The following is a 16,545-nucleotide window of genomic DNA, read 5'->3' on the forward strand; positions in this document are numbered from 1 at the left end:
TGAAATTATGCCGCGGCTTACGCCTCGTCAATTCGGAAGCAGACCGGGACGTAAAGCCCGCCGCTGGCGCCCCAGTTGCTGGAGTGCCCGCTGACGTTGACGAACACACAATTAGTCGAGCCGCCACTCCTGACAGAAGCGGACCACCAGTAGCAGCGGCCGCCGCCGTTTCCGGCGCCCTTGATACGGTTCAAAAAGCTGTTAGCAAAGATCGGGTACTGTACGCCCTGCCCCTGACTCCAGCCTTTTGTCCCCCAGATAGTTGATCCGAAGATTTCATACTCGAGAGGCACCCAGAGAGGACCGAGATCCTGCCAGCCCCAGCTCGTGCCGTCAGTGAGTGCGCCGCTTGCGCTGTATCTGTATTCCATGAGGGTGCGCTTGTTACTGATTACGGCCTTGACTGCTGCCGGAAGGTAGCCATAAAGGGTAGTAGTGAGGAATGTGTGCAGGTTGCTTATCATGTACGGTGAATTATTTGCAGCGTTTCCGTTGTTGTTATTGGTTTCATTCCATTTGACCGTCTGATTAAAGCAGTCTTTACTAATAAAATCAATGTGGTGGCTTAGCTGCTGGTCGGTGGTTCTGTAATATGTGTCAATACCGGCAACCTGCATTTTCACCGTCTGACCATTCATCGTGATAGGAATATAGTCGGCTACATGAATACCGGTAAAATTGTGGGCTTTGATCCTTGCCTTGATCCACGCCCATGCGTCTGAATACTTCGCAATCTCCAGCGCAAAGACAACGGTCAGGTCTCTGCCGGCATAGAGGCGATCGTTGTCGGACATGGCTCTCGCGAGCTCCTCGTTTGTAGCTTCGAGATCCTCAGCCAGAGCGACGGCTCCGGTCTTTGTCTGGATCGTAACCTCCAGAGCATTGTCGACGGTCGCAAAGTATTCCTGCGTAATGGTCGAAGGTGTTAAACCGTTGTACGGCGGTAAATAGTCGGCCACGTTCGCGATCGCGATCGAGTAGAGGACTGGAGCAGCGGCCGGGTGTAATTCATCAACCGCATAAATGCCGATCTCATTCACATAATAGCCAGCGGAGAGCTCAGCGTTTGAGACGAGTGCCGTCAATTTTACGCAGGTATCGGTCGCCATTTCAATTTTAGAGAATGGGATCTCTTGTTTCTGCGCTTTGAGAGTAGAGCGGGCCTGCAGGCTGGCTCTGGTTTTCTCCGAGTCTGAATAGGTGCCGGATCCAGTCACCAGCTTGGTGAACTTGATCTTTGCGGTTCCGGCGGTTGTGGCTGCCAGCAAGGCGGCGCCACCGTTTGTCATTACTGCATTGTTAAAATCTGCCATAATGCAATCATTCCTCCTTTATAATGTTTTTAATGTGGTTTGTATGTGCAACTCCGGCAGCCAGTGGAAGCTCCAGAGGTTGTACGTCGTCAAAATGTTCGATTGCTCCCGCTTTGCTTTGGCTCTGGCCTGCTGCCGTGCCGACATTCGACACAATGCCCGCAGAGTATTCCAACGCAAAGTAGTCCATAATGCTGTTGTGGCTGTGGTAGGATCCTCGGCCGGTTCCTCCGCGCTGGGTGATTTCTGCCTTGCGTGTTTCCTGAAAATGGTCTAAAACTACGCATTTACTGAATGAATGGTGTGCGGTTCCTCCGTGGAGTGGCTGCTGGATCGTTCTGGTAACTTCGATCATTTCAACATGAGAGCGCGCGTTTTTTACCTTGTCGATCATGTTCAAAAAATAAAGCATACCGTCCTTCGTGAGCGTTGCGCTTGTCTGGATTTTGAACCAGTACGGCTGGCCGCCGTACTCGAACCACTCCGTAACTTTACCCATTCCGAAGGCTGAGGTGATAAGCTCCTCAACCGCCCATTTTGTGCCGCGCTTTTCATGGACTCGGTAGCATGTGCGTATTACTGATCTTTTGGTCTCCAGAGAGAAAGAGGAGTCCCACCAGTCAATATTGAACTCCCACGCCATTTCATCGAGCTGCGCGTCGTTCATGTTGTCGATCTGGTCCCATTTCCGCAGAATTTTGGCTCTGTTCGCCGGTTCAGCGAGCAGAACGTCCATAGCGTGAGAGAGCGCCACGTCCGTTTCGTCCGCTTTCATAAATTTAGGGAGCAGCTTCGCCATGTTTGGGTTAAAAATGCTCATTCTTGCCATGTTTTACCCCTCCACTTCATGCGATACCGTTAATTTGCCGGAAAACTTCGCCACCGTCGTTGCGCTCAGCTCAGTGTATACCGGTTTGATAATATCGACGCGATCTGCGCCGGTCAGGTGGTTGCCGTCTGAGTCCTCCGGGCAAAGTATGAGTTTTCTCAAATAGTCCGGGTTGATATTCCGGTCGAGGCTGCTGCCTTGCCAGTATATGTACTGGTCGATCGAGCCGCCGGAGCTTTCTATATTTTCAACGACTGCGGTCTCATTGGCTGCGGTTGTGTAATATTTCAACTCAATATCGTAAGATTGGATAGTCGGAGCAGATACCTCCACTTTGTCGGTCAGCGGGCGAACGTCGTCAGCGTTGCAGGCTGCCAGAACTTTGTCGAGTACAGACTGATCCGGTATTTCTCCACCGTACAAAATGGGCGTAATTACAACAACGCCCGGGCTCGGCGAGCTTACATGTGCGTCGGCCACGGTTGCGTCAGCAGATACGGCGTAATATTTATATGAGTTTTTAGGCCCGGCCGTGGATCTGCTGGCTGGCGCGAGTCGGATCCTTTCTCTCAGATCCTCGTCGTTTTCCTCGTCGCCGCCTCCGGCTGTTTCCTCAGTGTTGGAAACTCCGTCAATAAATGGGATCATATCAACCAGCACATTGATCTCGCCGACTGGTATGTCGTTGTATGTTGTGCCGCCTTCCTCGCTTTCGACTTCGGCGTCGACATATAAGGAACCAGCCTGCAGGACTGTGGTCTCGGTGGTTTTGAAGTAGCGAGAGTAGTCCGAAGTTACGCGGGTTCCTTTGGTGATAATGATGTTTTGCGTTACTGCTTCTTTGAGAGAAAAGCGAACCGTTGTTGTCGCCGGTAGTGCTTCGATCCTGAACACTCCAGCAAATTCTCCCAGAGCGTCGAGAACGTCGCCCCTTGCATAGCGGAGAGTTGACTGCTTTGCTGAGTCGTTCATCGTGGAGTAAAGCGCTACAACGAGAGTCGCAAGCGTTTCTCCAAAAATTCGGCGCTCGTCTCCGGGGTATAATTCCTCGGTGACGCCATTCTCTAAAACGTACATGATAAAGTCGTAGATCTGGCCGGCGTCTGTTTCTATGAACTGCAATTCGCTGGTGCTACTCATTGTCCTCCTCCTCTCTTAGTTTAATTTGTGTTATAGTTGAAAAATCGCCGCCTTGTGCGTCTGGAGCCTCGAAGTCAATGCCTTCGACTTCGACGCGCGGCTCGTAAGTGTCAAGTACCCACTCAGCCTCCGCGATCGCGTCATATCGCGCCGAGGCGCTGGGTGCGTCTGTTATTGCTGCGTCGATCCCCTTGATACGATCATAGGGGTTTTCGCCTCGCGTAAGTTTCAGGAGATTGGCCGCGCATTGTCGCGGATCTCCGTTGTTGCTTGCCAGCATGTGATCGCCTCCTTTATGACACGAGGGACAGCGTGCTAATATATACCCAGCCGTCGACCTGCGGGAGGTATGCTTTGTTTCCGTTGATTTTTCCAACCTTCAGAACTCGCTTTTTTTCGCTGTTGAGAATTTTCTCACCGTCCGCATAGTATGAGCCGGTCAGCTTCACGCTGCTGCCTACTGATATTGTCACTTTTTTGCCCTTTTTCTTGGCTGCTTTCTTCTCTGCTTTCTTTGCTTCTGAGGCGGCAGCTCGGGCGCCAGATTTTCCACTGGTTTCTTTCTTGTTTACCTCCTCGAACGTGAGCCCGATCGTGGCGAAGCGGATCCGGCCGTAATCGTCCATAATAACGCCCGAGAGGCTTACCTCTTTTAGTCTGGTTTCTCTACCAAAGCGACGGCCGTGCATATATAACACGCCGGTGCTTTTAATGAGAGAGCACCACGACTCGTACTCTTTCTGAGGGTTTACTCCGGCGTTTGCATGTACGTCAATGTCGAAGGTAAAGGGTACGAGCTCGGTTTTTTTCTTTTTGCTCTTGGAGTCGTCACCCTTGATCGTCGTCGAAGTAGAGAAGTTTTTCAGCGGGTTTACTTTCTTTCTGGAGACTTCGAAGGTTTTGTTTCTCCATTTTGCCATTACTGCCATGTGTGATCGCCTCCTAGCTCAGTGTTGCAAATATGAGGCCGGTGTCGTCCTCGAAGCAGACATAAGCCACGGCGGCGCCTTTTTTCAGCGTTGCCGCGTCGATGTTGTCAGCTATCTGGATATTAGGAGACACGAGCCGCGTGTCCTTCATCGGGGCCACCTTTGCGGTGTTGCCCTCAATGCTCAGGATCACGCCTTTGTTTATGGTTCCGTCCATTAGTAGCCCTCCAGTTTCTTTCTGAAAAATATTTTTGTTTTGTGCTTTCCGTAATCGTGCCGCACTTTGTAAATATAAAAGGCGCCGCTCCATGACGGGGCCTGCTGGTTTAGTATGTTCACCATTATTCCGGGCGCATATATCGGCATGAGGCTCGCCTCAATGCTGCCGCATACAAGCATTTTATTTTTTTCTCGCAATACTCCGGCAGCGAAGCGGATCGCCTCGAGGGTGCTCTGGCACTTAATAGGCTTTTGTGGCACCCATATTCGAGAGTTTTCTCCCGGTGCCTTATATGTTCCGGTGTAAGGTCCGCAAGATACCGTTGCCGATCCATACGATAGGACGCTGTTGTCCTCACATTCTACATGGCAACCGGTCGTGTCGATTGTGATCGCTGGCTCTATTGCCTCGAGATACGGCTCATAGGCTGCGATCAGTTTACCGTTGTATATTGTGAGGGCTGCACGCTCGAGCGTACATAGGCGGCCGAAGAACTTGAAGTCCTCCTCGTTTTCTTGCTTCCTGTATTCGTACACATGATCGGATACGCCGTAGCTTTCAAACTCCAGCCCGTGCCGTTTTGCAATTTCTTGGCCGATCTGTGAAAAATGAACGCGCTCCCATGCTTTAGAGTTCGGGATCGTACCGCTTGGCGGCATGGAATAGGCGCGCAGGTCGTAGTAGCTGGAGTCAGGAGCTGAGGAGTACAAAAACATTTTTCCCGTGCCAGTTCCTGAGTCCTTAAATTCAACCGGTGATCCGGTTCTTAAATTCCATTTGTCGAACTGTCCGTCTGTGTCTGATATTCTGACGCGCAAAGAGTCAGAGCGTCCTCCCGCATACATTTCATGCACGCAGGAGGAGAGCGCCACCTTTTCGGAAACGTCCGTATAATTTAATAACAATTCGCTCATGCTGTCGCCCTCCACGGTGGTACTGTCTCCGAGGTTTCTGCCTCCTCAACAACGGGGAGCTTTAACTGCACGCCGCCCTCGAATACGATCACGTCGGCATAGTCCGGGTTGTATTCGATGATGTAATGAGCCAGACGCTCGTCGTTATACATATCTAACGCAAGCAGGTCGAATGTGTCGCCGTCTTGTGTGGTGTACTCGTAGTATGATGTAACTCTACGCAAAAGCAGTCACCTCCCTTGTTTGGATCCAGCGCTCCAGCCAGTCGAAGAACTCGGCCTCGTGAGCTTTGAGCCTCTGCATGAGGTCGTCGTTGTCCTCTGTAACCTTACCGCCAGCAATAACCGGGCTCCATGTGAAGCCGCTAAAATCGTAAACGATAGTGGTAGAAGGCTGAGATAGCTCAGCCAGAGAAAAGTCGTCAACGCTCAGGAGATTACCCGCGAGGGCTGTCTCTGATTTGTCGTATACGCCCAGCATTTCTCCGGCCTTTTCCCAGTAGCCTATATTGGCAGCCCTGACACTTCGGTCGAATGAGATAACGGCCTCAGTGCCGGCCTCTCCGGCGATCGTTATGCCTTCAGTAAAGCCACCAGTCGCAAGCATTGGTATGTTTGGAATACTAAAGCCCATACCACCGACGCCCGGTACCCAGTCCGGGATCTTTATGCCGTTAATGCCATTGATAAAAGTGTTAATTCCACTAATGATCGCATTGATCGGAGCCTTGAAAATATTTGCAATTCCTGAAACGATACCCGAGAAAATGCTGACAATTCCCTGCCATGCTCCGCTCCAGTTTCCGGCGAATACATTAGTAATAAAGTCGATAAGGCCCTGAAAAATCTGAGTTATAGACTGCACAATCGGGGCTATTCCCTGAATAGCGGTGCCGAGTACGCTCGTAAAAATTCCGGCTATAAATTGAAGGGCCGGGGCCAGAAGTTCCAAAACCTGAGAAATAAGCGATCCCAGCACTGAGATTAGAGGGGTGATCGCTGTCGCAATCAGGCTCACAATAGGCCCGATTAAATTCATAACGGTGTCGAGTATCGGCATGAGTAAGTTAATCAGCGTCATAAGGATAGGGAGCACCGTGTTGAGTAGTTCGATCACAACCGGCAAAACTGCCGATATAATCTGCATGATCGGCGGCAAAATTGCGGTTATGAGCTGCACCAGTACCGGCAAAACTGCCGCAATGATCTGAGACAGAAGCGGCAGGACGCTGCTCACTAACTGAATAACCAATGGGAGCACTTGCTGGATCATTTGAAGCAGCGGCGGGATCAACTGCTGGCCGATCGTCTGGGCTGTCTCCAAAAGTACCGGTACAAAATCTTGAAAAAGAGGGATCAGCTGCGGCATTATGTCTTGAATTACCGGGATAATTGTCTCAGTCAAACCCTGAATAATTGGGATCAGTCCCTCCATAGCTTCACCGACTACCGGCATTAGCTGATTGAGGGTGTCAAACATGGTATTTGCAAGCGGCTCGAGAGCCACCTGAGCCTGCTGCTTGAACATTTGCAGGCGCTCTGCAAAGTCGTAAGTATCTTCGGCAGCGCCTCCGATAGTCTCGGTGCTTTTTTCAAGCTCGGCAGTCAGATCGGAGACTGAGAGAGTCCCGTCTCTGATAGCAGCGGCCATGGTTGAGCCGGCTTTTGTTCCGAAAATTTCAGAAGCGATAGTGGTCGCCTCTGTCATGCTGCCTGCGTTCTTAATCTTTTCGGCATACTGTTCGAGGCCCTCGCTTGCAGATATTCCTTCCTTCGCAAGAGCTCCGACGCCTTTTTTCATAGCCGCGAGCACTTCGCTGGTATTTACACCGGCCTTGTCAAGCTGTCCGATCAGGGCGGTGGCTTCGTTGAATGAGTAGCCCATTTCTTGAAGTTGAGGGGCGAACTGCTGCACGCTGCTCATTAAGTCAGTGAAGCCGAGACCGGTTGACTGTGACGCCTTGAACACATAGTCCATAGCGTCGCCCATGTCGGCCGCGTCGATGTTCCACGCTTGGAAGGCTTGACTTGACTCCTCAATAACGCCGCCGAGGTCGTCCCCTAGCATGTCCGATACTTGGATCGCCTGCTTTGAAATGTTTTGTAATTCCGGGCCAGTCAAACCGAGGCGCGTGTTGTAGTCAGCGATCGCCTGACTGGCGTCCTCCATTGTCGTTGGTACGCTTTTATAAACCTCGTTAAAATCATCGGTGAGAGCGTCGAGAGCGTCCCCGGTGGCTCCGGTTCCGATCCTGATCGTGTCGACTACATTGTCGAATTGCCCGCCGAGATCGACGAGATACTTGCCAGCCTCAATGGTAGCCTTTCCGATAGCGACACCCGCAGCAGCAACGCCAGCACCTACGGCGACGGCTTTCAGGTTTATGCCCTCGAGTGATTTGCTGGCCTCCTCTGCGGCTTTTCCGAGTGTTGGGCTTAATGAGCCCGCAATCTCCACGATCGCTTGTAGTGTTTTGCTACTCGCCACGGTATCACCTCCTTCGGCCTTTCTTGTGCTTTAACACTTGCGGTGGTTTGTTTTTCTGCCGACGTTTTTGCTCGGCGGCGAGATCCTCGGCCGCCTCTGCATACTCGACTATAAAATCAATTACTCTTTTCCTTTCGAGCTCTGACGTGCTGGTGTGGAAGGTTCTGGAGTAGTCTCTGATTGCTCGTCTGAGCTGTCTGCCCCTGAGTCTCCCGATCCGATAAAAAAACCTCGGCCGATTTTAGAGAATTTAGTGAGAGACTTGCCCTTGATCCTCTCCATGTCCTCGAATGTGTAAGAAGGGTTTACTGCAATGACAGCAGCGAAGCCGATGTATAAATGCAGGGAGTAGTCAAGCTCGACAGCTCCCGCAAGGTTTCCACCTTTTGAGCCGCTGGCTTTCATCTTGTGGGCCTCAGCCTGCGCATAGAGTTCGCCGCTGATCTCGTCGGTGTCGTAACTCATTTCAGCAACCTGCACGCCGTTGATAAGTACCGGCTTGTTGAGTGTGATTGTTCCTCTTTCTTCTGTCTGGGTTCTCATGGTTTTGGTTCCTCCTTTTATAGAAAAAGCCGCCGGCGTTCTGCCAGCGGCCATGTTTTACAGTAGTTTGTTAATGTCGCTCATGTAGTCCTTGCCGTCAATTCTGAGGATCTGGCTCAGTCTGTCGACGAGCAGGTACTCATAACCTCCGACAAAGATCTGCACGCGGTTCGCGGTGTAGGTGAGCTCGTTTTCCGAAGCGGATCCGATTTCTGCACCGATACCCGGGAGCGCGGTCGGTGGGAATGTTCTGACAAAAGCCTTGCAGCCCTCCGGCGAGGTGGAGCCGTCCGCTTTGACAACATTCTGTACCCATCTAAACTCAAAGCTGTGCTTGTCGAGCTTTGACATTTTCCCGAGTCCCTTATCCTCGCCGATCTTTGTGATCGAGAGCTCCATGTTTTCGAGCAGTCCGACAATAGGTACCGTCATTGTTCCCATTGCGTTGAGGTCTGCCGTCATTTGTGAAATTGCCGGGAGCGTGAAGCTGGTGTCCTTAGCCGTAAGCACACCGCTGTCGTATACGGTGTCAGCAACTACCGCACCTTTTAAGTCTAACCACATACTTACTCACCTCCTCCAAAATAAGCAGTAAAGCCTTCGTCTGTGTACGATACGCGCGCCGTTCCGCTCTTAAATGGCGGGGTAGGGGTTGCGCTAATATCCCAGACAAAGTCGCCGTTCATCAGGTTGCTGGTAGGGTTGGCCGTCTCCAAAAATTCAACGGTAGGATCTCCGATAAGAGCGCCGCGGCCCTTTAATGAGTCGAGTTCCTCCTGCTCGTCAATGAGTATGCTCTGCTGGAGGCTCAGATCCATAGTGCTGTCGATCTGGGTGCCATGGCGGCGCTGGAAGCCGTTAGTAATATACATAAGCATACGGATATTAACGTCGAAAATGTAGCGGGCAACACCGTCGGAACCGTACTCGTAGTAGGCTGTGTGAGGTCCCCAGAGCACCCAGAGGCCGCCCCAAAATACTGCGGTAGTAATTCCCTTTGAATTGAGTTCGTTGCCGTCCTGCTGATCGAAGCCCTCATTTTCAGAGTTGGCCCCAAAATACTGAGCGGTACACATGATCTCTTTGTTTGACGGGCTCTCCATTGGGATATTGTCATGACTGTTGTCGACTCTCTGCATTGTGACGGTCGCCTGAGTGCTCAGGTGGTACACTTTGCCAGCATACTGAACCTGCGGCCAGTAAACCTTCGAAAAACCGTTGTTGTAGCCGTTGCTGTCGGCCCATTCCTCGGCCTTTTTGAGCGTGTCAATGGCAGCCTTCGCCTTGCTGTCGTAAATTGGTAAGTCAGCATTTACAAAAGCGTCCCAGTGGCCGTTTAATTTCTGAACGACCGAGATCATGGCCTTGTAAACGTCTGGATCTTCACTCCAGAACGGTGCAGCCAGAATGTTGAGCACGGCGTTGAACATGGTGTAGAGTTTAGAGAGAGCCTGCAGTCCGGTCCTCTTGCCGGAGGCTGTAACGCTTCCGATAATGTCGCTCTTGGTTACGAGAGACGGATCCACCTCTGTGAATGAAGCCTCCACCGTGCCGGTGATAGGATCGGCGTCATTCAATGACTCAATGACTACGGCACCTTTGGTATAGTTGTAGTCGAGAGAGTAGTCTGCACCCAGCACCTTGTCGGAGAGTGCAAAGGTGTCAAGAATAATTGTGTCAGTCACATACTCGGCGCGGCCGTTCTTGAATGTGAGCTCGACGGTTGTTTTGACGTCTTTCTGGTGGACGGCCGGATCTAATACGTTGATGATATAGATCGGCCCCACGTTTCCGATTGTGTTCGCAAAATGGCAGTCGAACGGCTCGCATAATGTGAACTTGTTCCAGTTGCTCGAGTAGCCGACTGTTGCCTGCGTTTTTGGCATGTTTTCCAGCTTGATCGGTGTGTTAATCAGGCCCTTCTCCTTATAACCTAAAACAAGGTTAATAGGTGCGGTTCCGATGTACGCCACAACGGTGTCAACCTGAACGGCGCTTTTTACTTTATCGTTTCCGATCTCGCCGTAAGCTCCGTGTTGATAGCTCATCTGTAAATCACTCCTTTACAATAATTTTTCATAGTCTGCGGGTATCTTGCGGGCCAGTCCGTGCTCGAGAGTGAACTGCACCCAGCAAAACCAGTACGGGTAATAGCTCACGAGAGCCCCGTCCTCAGTAAATGGGCCGTACTCTATGTTGTTTTCCTTGACGAGCCGCAGCCCCGCAATATACTCAGTGTTTTCGATTGCTTGCAGCACCTTGTCGGTAAAGCTCCAGACGTCCCGCCAGCCCTCGAGGTTTCTTTTGAAATTTTCGCTCGGCTCTCTGCGGTACTTCACGCCGCCGAGCGCCTGCGGATCCTGCTCTGGTACCGCCATTTCGCTGCCATGCTGCCCCGGGTTCCATGTCGCAAGCGCGAGCTGTATCGTCATTTGACCGATGTGCTGCGCCGGTGCGTGCTTGCCCTTTAAGAGCTGCACGCATAGCGAAGGAATGGGCGCCGCAACGTCTGGCGGCTTTCTGTCCTGAGTAGGAATGTACATAGCAAAGGCGGCCGGGTGTGCTGTCTGCACATTGTAGCCGCCGTCGTTTACTTTGTCGTCTGGAACTTTCAGAAGTATGCTGGGGCAGACTTCCTCCTCGAACCATTTGACAATATTGTCAAGATCGCTTGTTATAGCCATAGCGCACCTCCTAGACCATGCGGGTGTGGTGCAGGGCTATCTGGGTGATCCCCAGATTTTCAGCCCATGAGTCAACAGTACACTCCCGGCCGTCCACATTCAGCGCGGAGCCCGGAGCTTTTTCACCCTCCAGATCTTCGGTTCTGGCAAAAATAAGAGTGTCGGACTCAGCAACGCCCAAAATGTTGCCGTTTTTCATCGTGACAAGCGTGTCGTTGTCGATAATGATCGTTATACTTTTACCCTCGATTTTATGAACTTCTCCGAAGTCCTCGAGCTGCATGAATACGAGATCAATGTCCGACGCTATGAGGTCTTTGAGACTCTTACTCAACCGGATCCATAGCACCAAAAGCCGGAGGGGCTTCGGTGTCGTCCTCCTCTGCAAAGTAATCGTCGAGCAGCTTAATGACTTCGGCCTTTGTGCGCATATTCTGGGCGTCGAGTCCGTAAGCTCCAGCGAGTGCCTGCAACTCGGTGAGTCTCATTTTGTCGCTGTACTCTGGTTTTTCTGCTTTTTCACTCTGAGGATCTTCGTCTCCGTCAGCTTCCGGCTCCAGATCCTGCTCTGGTTCCTCTGCTTCCGGTTCTGCCGGATCCTCTGCCGGCTGCTGCTCGGCGCCGGCGGTTTCTGGTTCTGGCTCCAGCTCGGCCTCTGGGATAATTACGTTTGCATATTCAGCAACGCCCTGAGTCACGAGCTCGGCCTCTCTCTCAGGATCGAGAGAGAAGGGCTCGGAGTCTTTGTCTTTGGGTAATATGATCCCGTTCTCTTTATAGCCGTATACTCCGGCGATAATTTTAATCATTTGGCGACTCCTTTCTTCGCATTTCTTACAGTACGCTCGCAGATACCCACGGATTTTTACTTCTAGGAATTAAGAGCGGGCGACTTGTGACCTTGATCTCTCTGGACTCGGCCTTTACGTCTGCCGTGTACTTAGGAATACGGCGGCCGGTGTAGGTGTGGAACTCGCCGTCGTCCTGCTCGATCTGGGTAACTGCTCCATAGAGACCGCGGCCTGCTGCCGGGGCTGTCATAATTACGGTACCAGCCGGGAGATATGGAACGATCTGACCGCTTTCGTCCTCGTAGGTCTCGTCGTAAGTGATAAGTTTTACCATGTGACCGTCTACGTTCAGGACAGCAAAGCAGCAAGCTCCCTCCGGTAAATTCATAGGCTCGATAGTTCCGAGTATAATGCTGCGGTTGTCGAGGTATTTCTGGATTGTAGGATCCTGCAGCGCGATCTTTGAAACTCCTCGGGCCATTACGCACTCAGTAGCAGGGAGCCCGTTCTTTGTGAGCATGTAGATCATTTCAGAAAGATCTCCGTAAATGTCAGCGCCGGTTGCGTTCCATTTTACTGCCGGTGTGTACTTCGCCGGGTTGGCTGCTTCATCGTAGAAGCGGATCTCGTACTCCTCATAGTCTCCGCTGCCGTACTTATCGGCGTAGTGTCTCAGCACATAGCCGTTGTTGAGCATACACTGGGCCGCCATGTACTCCTCACGGCCTGAGATCATTGTGTCGAACTCTGTCAGGTCTCTGTTGAGGATCTGGGCCTGTCTCTGCTGAGGTGTTACGTTCTGGAAGAGCTGCTCGCCGAACCCTTTCTTGTTGAGGTCGTCAATGGTGAGCGGTCTCTGTGGAGCGATAAACGGCGGCACATAACTGAATGTCTTGTAACCCTCGCGCTCGATAGTGATACCGCCCTTTCGAGGCATTACGCAGGGTGCGATCTTCTTGCTGCCGTTTCTGTACTCGACGAGGACCTCCTCACCCGGGAAAATGTCCTCAGACACTCCGTTGACCGGGGCGGTAGTAGGGAAGTAGCGATCTCTTAAAAATGTTCTGTGTGTAGGCATTGCCTGAATTGCCGCCAGCATAGTGACGGTTCTGTAAATTAACGGTGTAGGCATTTCGATTGTCCTCCTTTTCTTACATAGCAGAGTCGAGGAAAATGCCACCGTTGCGGAGCGCTGCCTCGTCTGCTTCTGTGATAGTGTAGTCGTCGTCAACGATAAGGGCCTCTCTGTTGAAATGGCCGGATCTGTACGCTGTTGTAAATGCGTCGGTGCTTGTTGCGTCTACCTCGTCGCAGAGAACGCCGAACGGTGTGAGCGTCTCACTTTCTCCGGCTGCTGTGCCGAGAATAACGCATTTTTTTGTTTTGCTGCTCATTGCAACGACTGTGCCGCGCGCGAGAACTCCTTCTCCGCTCGCGATTGTGACGCCCACGGCGTCAACCGGGAACTTGCCGTCAATAAAAAGATTGTCAGCGTCGCAAGCTCCAATTTTCTGATCTGCTCTCATTGTGATACCCTCCTTATTTTGTTGGTGTTGTAGGTGCCGGAACTGCGCCACCGTTAGCGATCATAGCAGCGAGCAGGGCTACCTGAGCGTTTTCGTCGGCTGCCTGATCCTTTGGTGCAGGTGCTCCTGAGTTCGGTGTTGTGCCGACTCCGGCTGCTCCAGAGGCGGTAAAGTCGTCGGCGCTGTTCTGAATGTGCTGAGCTCCGAGCTGGGCCTGCTTTTTCATAGCCTTAAAAGCAAGCTCCTGAGCTGAGCAGGCTGTCGGTCCGTATTTAGCTTCCTTGATAAGCTCAGGATCTCCGACTGTTGCCTCGATCGTCTCGATTTCCTGCAGTCTGGAACGCTCGGCGGTTACGGCTTCGCTTGCCGCTGCCTCGCGGGCTGCGTTCTCAATCTGTGTTACGACGTCAGGGTACTGCTGTCTTAATTCTTCTGGTGTCATTTTGGTGTTACCTCCTTTTGGTTTATTTGTTGAAACGCTCTGAGTCGGAGCTGCTGGCTTCGATGTAGGCGTTTTAACGCTGTTAATAATTGGCACATTGCCCGGGAAATTACGAAAACCTTTGAGAGAGTGCAGCACTCCGTTGACGATAATCTCGTCTTTTTCTGAGCTCATGCACATGCTTGTCTCGCAGCCCTCGCGGATCGAAGTGCAAAAACCATTTTCGACAGCCTCGCGGCCGGTGTACCATGTTTCCTTCGCCATGATCTGTCGGATCTTCTCGGTTCCGAGGCCGGTTGCGGCGTCGTATGTTTCGGCTGCTGCCTTGTTGGCTGCTTCGAGTCTCTTATTTACCTCGAGCAGGGCCTTGTGGTTGTAATTTCCCACGAGTGTGAGCAGGGCCTCGTGTACCATGAAAAGGGCGCCCTCAGCGATTTCGCGAGTTTTGCAGCCCATAGCAATGATAGTGGCGGCGCTGGCCGCAATTCCGTCGATAACTGCAACGGTGTCACCGTTTAACTCTTTGAGTCTGTTGCAAATTCCGAGTGCGGTGTATAAGTCGCCGCCTACGGAGTTAATTCGCACGGTGATTTTTGCCTTGTCCTTGACCTGAGCCAGATCCTCGAGAAAGCCTTCCGGTGTGATGTATAAGCCCTCGACCGGCTCACCGGTCCACCAGTCTGTCGGTCTCTGGCTCACAACTTCACCGTACATGGTGATCTCAGCCTCCTCGTCGCTTACGTCGACAATGTTCCAGAACTTCTGGGCTGCGCCGGCGGGTGGAGCTGCGGGGCCATTAAGAACTCGCAGCGGGATTGTCTGCTTTTGCATGTTGTTGATCCTCCTTTAATGAATTTTGAAGTATAAGAGAGGCGATAGCCTGAGTAGCCTCAGCCTGAGCCTCCGGGGTGGTGCCGTTAGCTTCCGCGATCATTTCGTTTTCGCGTTTTAACTGGTTCATGTTGGCTTCCCACTGGCCGCCATTCAAGCGGATCGTACTCTGTTCGTGGGTGCTGTACCCGTGCTGGTTTGCAAGGATCTCGGCGCTGATTTCTTTCGTAGGATCGAGCTGTCCCTGAGACGGTCCGATCCAGTCACTCCCGAGCCATGCTGCACGAATGAGCGGATCACTGAAAAAGCCGGGCGCCTGAATACGTCCGAGAGCTACAGCCTCAGAGAGCCAGATCTCGTAAATGGGTTTGCAAAAGTCATTAGCAAACCACTCTCGGCGCATTTTGAACGCTTTCCATGCTTCCAGCAGTGCGGCTCTACTTGCTGAGTACGAGGCGTTGAACGATTTCAGGAGCAGATCGGCAGGGATCTCCAGCGCGGCGCCGCATTGTTCGCAGAGTGCTCTAATAAAAGCAGAAAAACCGCTTGCCGGTCTTGTCGGTGCTGCGAACTTGATATCTTCTCCCGGCTTCATTACGTTAATTGTTCCGGGGCCCATTTCGTAATCGTCAGGATCCGAAGGCTCTATCTCTGAGCCGTTTACTTCATTGAACGGCATTTCATCGGCGCCGGTGTCGGTTGTGACAAAAGCCGTGAAAAAGCTCTCGACAAGGGCGGCCATGAGCTCGCCCTCTGTGTAGCGTCTCATTTGCAGGAGCGGTTCAATGATCTGCGCCAGATATGTGACGCCTCTGTATTGCTCAGGTCTTTCGGACTCCATGACATGCAGGACATTAGGGAGCCCGGTTTTTTCACCGTATGCCTCGACTCTGGTCCATTCAGTTTCGGCCGCCGCGATAATATGCGGGTAGGTGTTGCGGAAATAATACGCTTGTATCATTCCGTTGTCGTTAATCTCTACGCCGTCAAAGATCCGGTTCCCGTTTTTGGCTTTGCCTTCGGTGGAAAAGCAGTAGTACCCCGAGTTAATCAGCGGGGTGCTGCAACGGTCAGCCTCTACGAGCTGGATCCTGAGAGAGTACGGACACATAGGAGTCGGATCGACTCGCTTAATGAGCCCGAACACGTCGCCGCTCATTAGCCAGCTCATAAGCGCGAGCTGCTGCATTGCGTAATAGTCATTTACTCCGGTAGCGTCGCAGGCATTTTTCTTTTCGGCCCAGATTTTGAACTCGGCCTCTGTTTTTTTCTGCCATTCTTTTGCAGCTTCCTGAGACATTCCCAGACGTTCGGCGTCTATGCGGCTATTTAATTTCAGGCCGCAGCCTATGACGTTTGTGCGGTTGGTTTTAATGGCAGAAGTAGCAACCGGCGCGGCCATATACAGCATACGAGCGCGCTGCCTTAGCGTGTCGTTGTTGTGGTCTATATCCCATTGAGGGGAGGAGCTGCTTGCTTTGAAACTTTTCAGCGCCTTTTTCTTCCAGCTTGCGCCGGCCTCTGAATATCCATAGTTTGAAGCTCGCGGGGCTGCTGATCCCGGACGGGCTTCGGGTGTTGCCGCCTGAGCAGGTGGCCCTTGTGTTTTGCTTGGAGTTATTTGCTGCATGGTTTTCGCCTCCTTACCAGTCGCGAGGGACGACTCCGACGGCCCTGCGCTGTGATTTGTTTTCGAGCGACGCGATCTCGTCCTCCATTTCCTTGATTGCTTTGCGGATAGCTGAGAGATCTGTCTGGTATCTGGTGGCGTTTCGTGTTCCTATACCATAGGACTGAACGCCGCCGCTGAGCATTTCCTCCTCGCGCTTATAGTAAAGCTCGAGGCGAGTCTTTAATTTGCTGATTTTTTCAGCCTTTTGTTGCTGTCTCATGGTT

Annotated in this window: 20 protein-coding genes; all 20 read right to left on the reverse strand. The window is 52.0% G+C overall.

The window, feature by feature from the left end; translation table 11 throughout:
* Positions 1-17: 17 nt before the first annotated feature.
* Positions 18-1,313, reverse strand: coding sequence for a hypothetical protein (locus tag RIL182_RS04975; RefSeq protein WP_134523072.1), 1,296 nt, complete (start codon positions 1,311-1,313; stop codon positions 18-20).
* Positions 1,314-1,320: 7 nt separating this feature from the next.
* Positions 1,321-2,142 carry a phage tail protein I gene (locus RIL182_RS04980; protein WP_134523074.1) on the reverse strand — a complete coding sequence of 274 codons (822 nt, stop codon included), beginning with the start codon at positions 2,140-2,142 and terminating at the stop codon, positions 1,321-1,323.
* 3 nt (positions 2,143-2,145) lie between these two features.
* The gene (locus RIL182_RS04985; RefSeq protein WP_134523076.1) at positions 2,146-3,282 is read right to left on the reverse strand and encodes a baseplate J/gp47 family protein; all 1,137 of its coding nucleotides are present in this window, start codon (positions 3,280-3,282) and stop codon (positions 2,146-2,148) included.
* Positions 3,275-3,562 carry a hypothetical protein gene (locus RIL182_RS04990; protein ID WP_006855481.1) on the reverse strand — a complete coding sequence of 96 codons (288 nt, stop codon included), beginning with the start codon at positions 3,560-3,562 and terminating at the stop codon, positions 3,275-3,277. The genes RIL182_RS04985 and RIL182_RS04990 overlap by 8 nt, the downstream gene beginning before the upstream one ends.
* Before the next feature lie 13 nt (positions 3,563-3,575).
* Positions 3,576-4,211 carry a hypothetical protein gene (locus RIL182_RS04995; RefSeq protein WP_006855480.1) on the reverse strand — a complete coding sequence of 212 codons (636 nt, stop codon included), beginning with the start codon at positions 4,209-4,211 and terminating at the stop codon, positions 3,576-3,578.
* Positions 4,212-4,224: 13 nt separating this feature from the next.
* Positions 4,225-4,428 (reverse strand): hypothetical protein, encoded by a 204-nt coding sequence (locus RIL182_RS05000; protein ID WP_006855479.1) that lies wholly within the window; start codon positions 4,426-4,428, stop codon positions 4,225-4,227.
* Positions 4,428-5,345: a phage late control D family protein gene (locus tag RIL182_RS05005; RefSeq protein ID WP_006855478.1), complete on the reverse strand. Its 918-nt coding sequence runs from the start codon at positions 5,343-5,345 to the stop codon at positions 4,428-4,430. Before RIL182_RS05005 ends, RIL182_RS05000 begins: the two co-directional genes overlap by 1 nt.
* Positions 5,342-5,569 (reverse strand): tail protein X, encoded by a 228-nt coding sequence (locus RIL182_RS05010; protein ID WP_006855477.1) that lies wholly within the window; start codon positions 5,567-5,569, stop codon positions 5,342-5,344. The genes RIL182_RS05005 and RIL182_RS05010 overlap by 4 nt, the downstream gene beginning before the upstream one ends.
* Positions 5,562-7,832, reverse strand: a complete 2,271-nt coding sequence (locus tag RIL182_RS05015; protein ID WP_006855476.1) for a phage tail tape measure protein — start codon at positions 7,830-7,832, stop codon at positions 5,562-5,564. Before RIL182_RS05015 ends, RIL182_RS05010 begins: the two co-directional genes overlap by 8 nt.
* Before the next feature lie 120 nt (positions 7,833-7,952).
* The gene (locus RIL182_RS05020; protein ID WP_044998488.1) at positions 7,953-8,375 is read right to left on the reverse strand and encodes a hypothetical protein; all 423 of its coding nucleotides are present in this window, start codon (positions 8,373-8,375) and stop codon (positions 7,953-7,955) included.
* A 57-nt stretch (positions 8,376-8,432) separates the two neighbouring features.
* On the reverse strand, positions 8,433-8,939 hold the full coding sequence (locus tag RIL182_RS05025; protein ID WP_006855474.1) for a phage major tail tube protein: 507 nt from the start codon (positions 8,937-8,939) through the stop codon (positions 8,433-8,435).
* A gap of 2 nt (positions 8,940-8,941) precedes the next feature.
* Positions 8,942-10,423: a phage tail sheath family protein gene (locus RIL182_RS05030; RefSeq protein ID WP_006855473.1), complete on the reverse strand. Its 1,482-nt coding sequence runs from the start codon at positions 10,421-10,423 to the stop codon at positions 8,942-8,944.
* Between the two features lie 15 nt (positions 10,424-10,438).
* Positions 10,439-11,059, reverse strand: coding sequence for a hypothetical protein (locus RIL182_RS05035; protein WP_006855472.1), 621 nt, complete (start codon positions 11,057-11,059; stop codon positions 10,439-10,441).
* Positions 11,060-11,069: 10 nt separating this feature from the next.
* Entirely contained in the window at positions 11,070-11,342 is a 273-nt protein-coding gene (locus RIL182_RS05040; RefSeq protein WP_172606699.1) for a sugar ABC transporter ATP-binding protein, read from the reverse strand.
* A gap of 43 nt (positions 11,343-11,385) precedes the next feature.
* Positions 11,386-11,868 carry a hypothetical protein gene (locus RIL182_RS05045; RefSeq protein ID WP_134523078.1) on the reverse strand — a complete coding sequence of 161 codons (483 nt, stop codon included), beginning with the start codon at positions 11,866-11,868 and terminating at the stop codon, positions 11,386-11,388.
* 25 nt (positions 11,869-11,893) lie between these two features.
* A complete protein-coding gene (locus tag RIL182_RS05050; protein ID WP_134523080.1) occupies positions 11,894-12,982 on the reverse strand; it encodes a major capsid protein in 1,089 nt (362 codons plus the stop codon).
* 19 nt (positions 12,983-13,001) lie between these two features.
* Positions 13,002-13,376, reverse strand: a complete 375-nt coding sequence (locus RIL182_RS05055; RefSeq protein ID WP_006855466.1) for a head decoration protein — start codon at positions 13,374-13,376, stop codon at positions 13,002-13,004.
* A 13-nt stretch (positions 13,377-13,389) separates the two neighbouring features.
* Entirely contained in the window at positions 13,390-14,649 is a 1,260-nt protein-coding gene (locus RIL182_RS05060) for a head maturation protease, ClpP-related (protein ID WP_006855465.1), read from the reverse strand.
* The gene (locus RIL182_RS05065) at positions 14,615-16,279 is read right to left on the reverse strand and encodes a phage portal protein (protein ID WP_134523082.1); all 1,665 of its coding nucleotides are present in this window, start codon (positions 16,277-16,279) and stop codon (positions 14,615-14,617) included. The genes RIL182_RS05060 and RIL182_RS05065 overlap by 35 nt, the downstream gene beginning before the upstream one ends.
* Before the next feature lie 13 nt (positions 16,280-16,292).
* Positions 16,293-16,541, reverse strand: coding sequence for a DUF6148 family protein (locus RIL182_RS05070; RefSeq protein ID WP_006855435.1), 249 nt, complete (start codon positions 16,539-16,541; stop codon positions 16,293-16,295).
* Between the last annotated feature and the right edge of the window lie 4 nt (positions 16,542-16,545).

The sequence above is a fragment of the Roseburia intestinalis L1-82 genome, assembly GCF_900537995.1.
GTDB lineage: Bacteria > Bacillota > Clostridia > Lachnospirales > Lachnospiraceae > Roseburia > Roseburia intestinalis.

Coding starts and splice junctions, on each gene's coding strand:
- RIL182_RS04975 (WP_134523072.1), bottom strand. CDS start 1,313: ATGGCAGATTTTAACAATGCAGTAATGACAAACGGTGGCGCCGCCTTG.
- RIL182_RS04980 (WP_134523074.1), bottom strand. CDS start 2,142: ATGGCAAGAATGAGCATTTTTAACCCAAACATGGCGAAGCTGCTCCCT.
- RIL182_RS04985 (WP_134523076.1), bottom strand. CDS start 3,282: ATGAGTAGCACCAGCGAATTGCAGTTCATAGAAACAGACGCCGGCCAG.
- RIL182_RS04990 (WP_006855481.1), bottom strand. CDS start 3,562: ATGCTGGCAAGCAACAACGGAGATCCGCGACAATGCGCGGCCAATCTC.
- RIL182_RS04995 (WP_006855480.1), bottom strand. CDS start 4,211: ATGGCAGTAATGGCAAAATGGAGAAACAAAACCTTCGAAGTCTCCAGA.
- RIL182_RS05000 (WP_006855479.1), bottom strand. CDS start 4,428: ATGGACGGAACCATAAACAAAGGCGTGATCCTGAGCATTGAGGGCAAC.
- RIL182_RS05005 (WP_006855478.1), bottom strand. CDS start 5,345: ATGAGCGAATTGTTATTAAATTATACGGACGTTTCCGAAAAGGTGGCG.
- RIL182_RS05020 (WP_044998488.1), bottom strand. CDS start 8,375: ATGAGAACCCAGACAGAAGAAAGAGGAACAATCACACTCAACAAGCCG.
- RIL182_RS05025 (WP_006855474.1), bottom strand. CDS start 8,939: ATGTGGTTAGACTTAAAAGGTGCGGTAGTTGCTGACACCGTATACGAC.
- RIL182_RS05030 (WP_006855473.1), bottom strand. CDS start 10,423: ATGAGCTATCAACACGGAGCTTACGGCGAGATCGGAAACGATAAAGTA.
- RIL182_RS05035 (WP_006855472.1), bottom strand. CDS start 11,059: ATGGCTATAACAAGCGATCTTGACAATATTGTCAAATGGTTCGAGGAG.
- RIL182_RS05040 (WP_172606699.1), bottom strand. CDS start 11,342: ATGCAGCTCGAGGACTTCGGAGAAGTTCATAAAATCGAGGGTAAAAGT.
- RIL182_RS05045 (WP_134523078.1), bottom strand. CDS start 11,868: ATGATTAAAATTATCGCCGGAGTATACGGCTATAAAGAGAACGGGATC.
- RIL182_RS05050 (WP_134523080.1), bottom strand. CDS start 12,982: ATGCCTACACCGTTAATTTACAGAACCGTCACTATGCTGGCGGCAATT.
- RIL182_RS05055 (WP_006855466.1), bottom strand. CDS start 13,376: ATGAGAGCAGATCAGAAAATTGGAGCTTGCGACGCTGACAATCTTTTT.
- RIL182_RS05060 (WP_006855465.1), bottom strand. CDS start 14,649: ATGCAAAAGCAGACAATCCCGCTGCGAGTTCTTAATGGCCCCGCAGCT.
- RIL182_RS05065 (WP_134523082.1), bottom strand. CDS start 16,279: ATGCAGCAAATAACTCCAAGCAAAACACAAGGGCCACCTGCTCAGGCG.
- RIL182_RS05070 (WP_006855435.1), bottom strand. CDS start 16,541: ATGAGACAGCAACAAAAGGCTGAAAAAATCAGCAAATTAAAGACTCGC.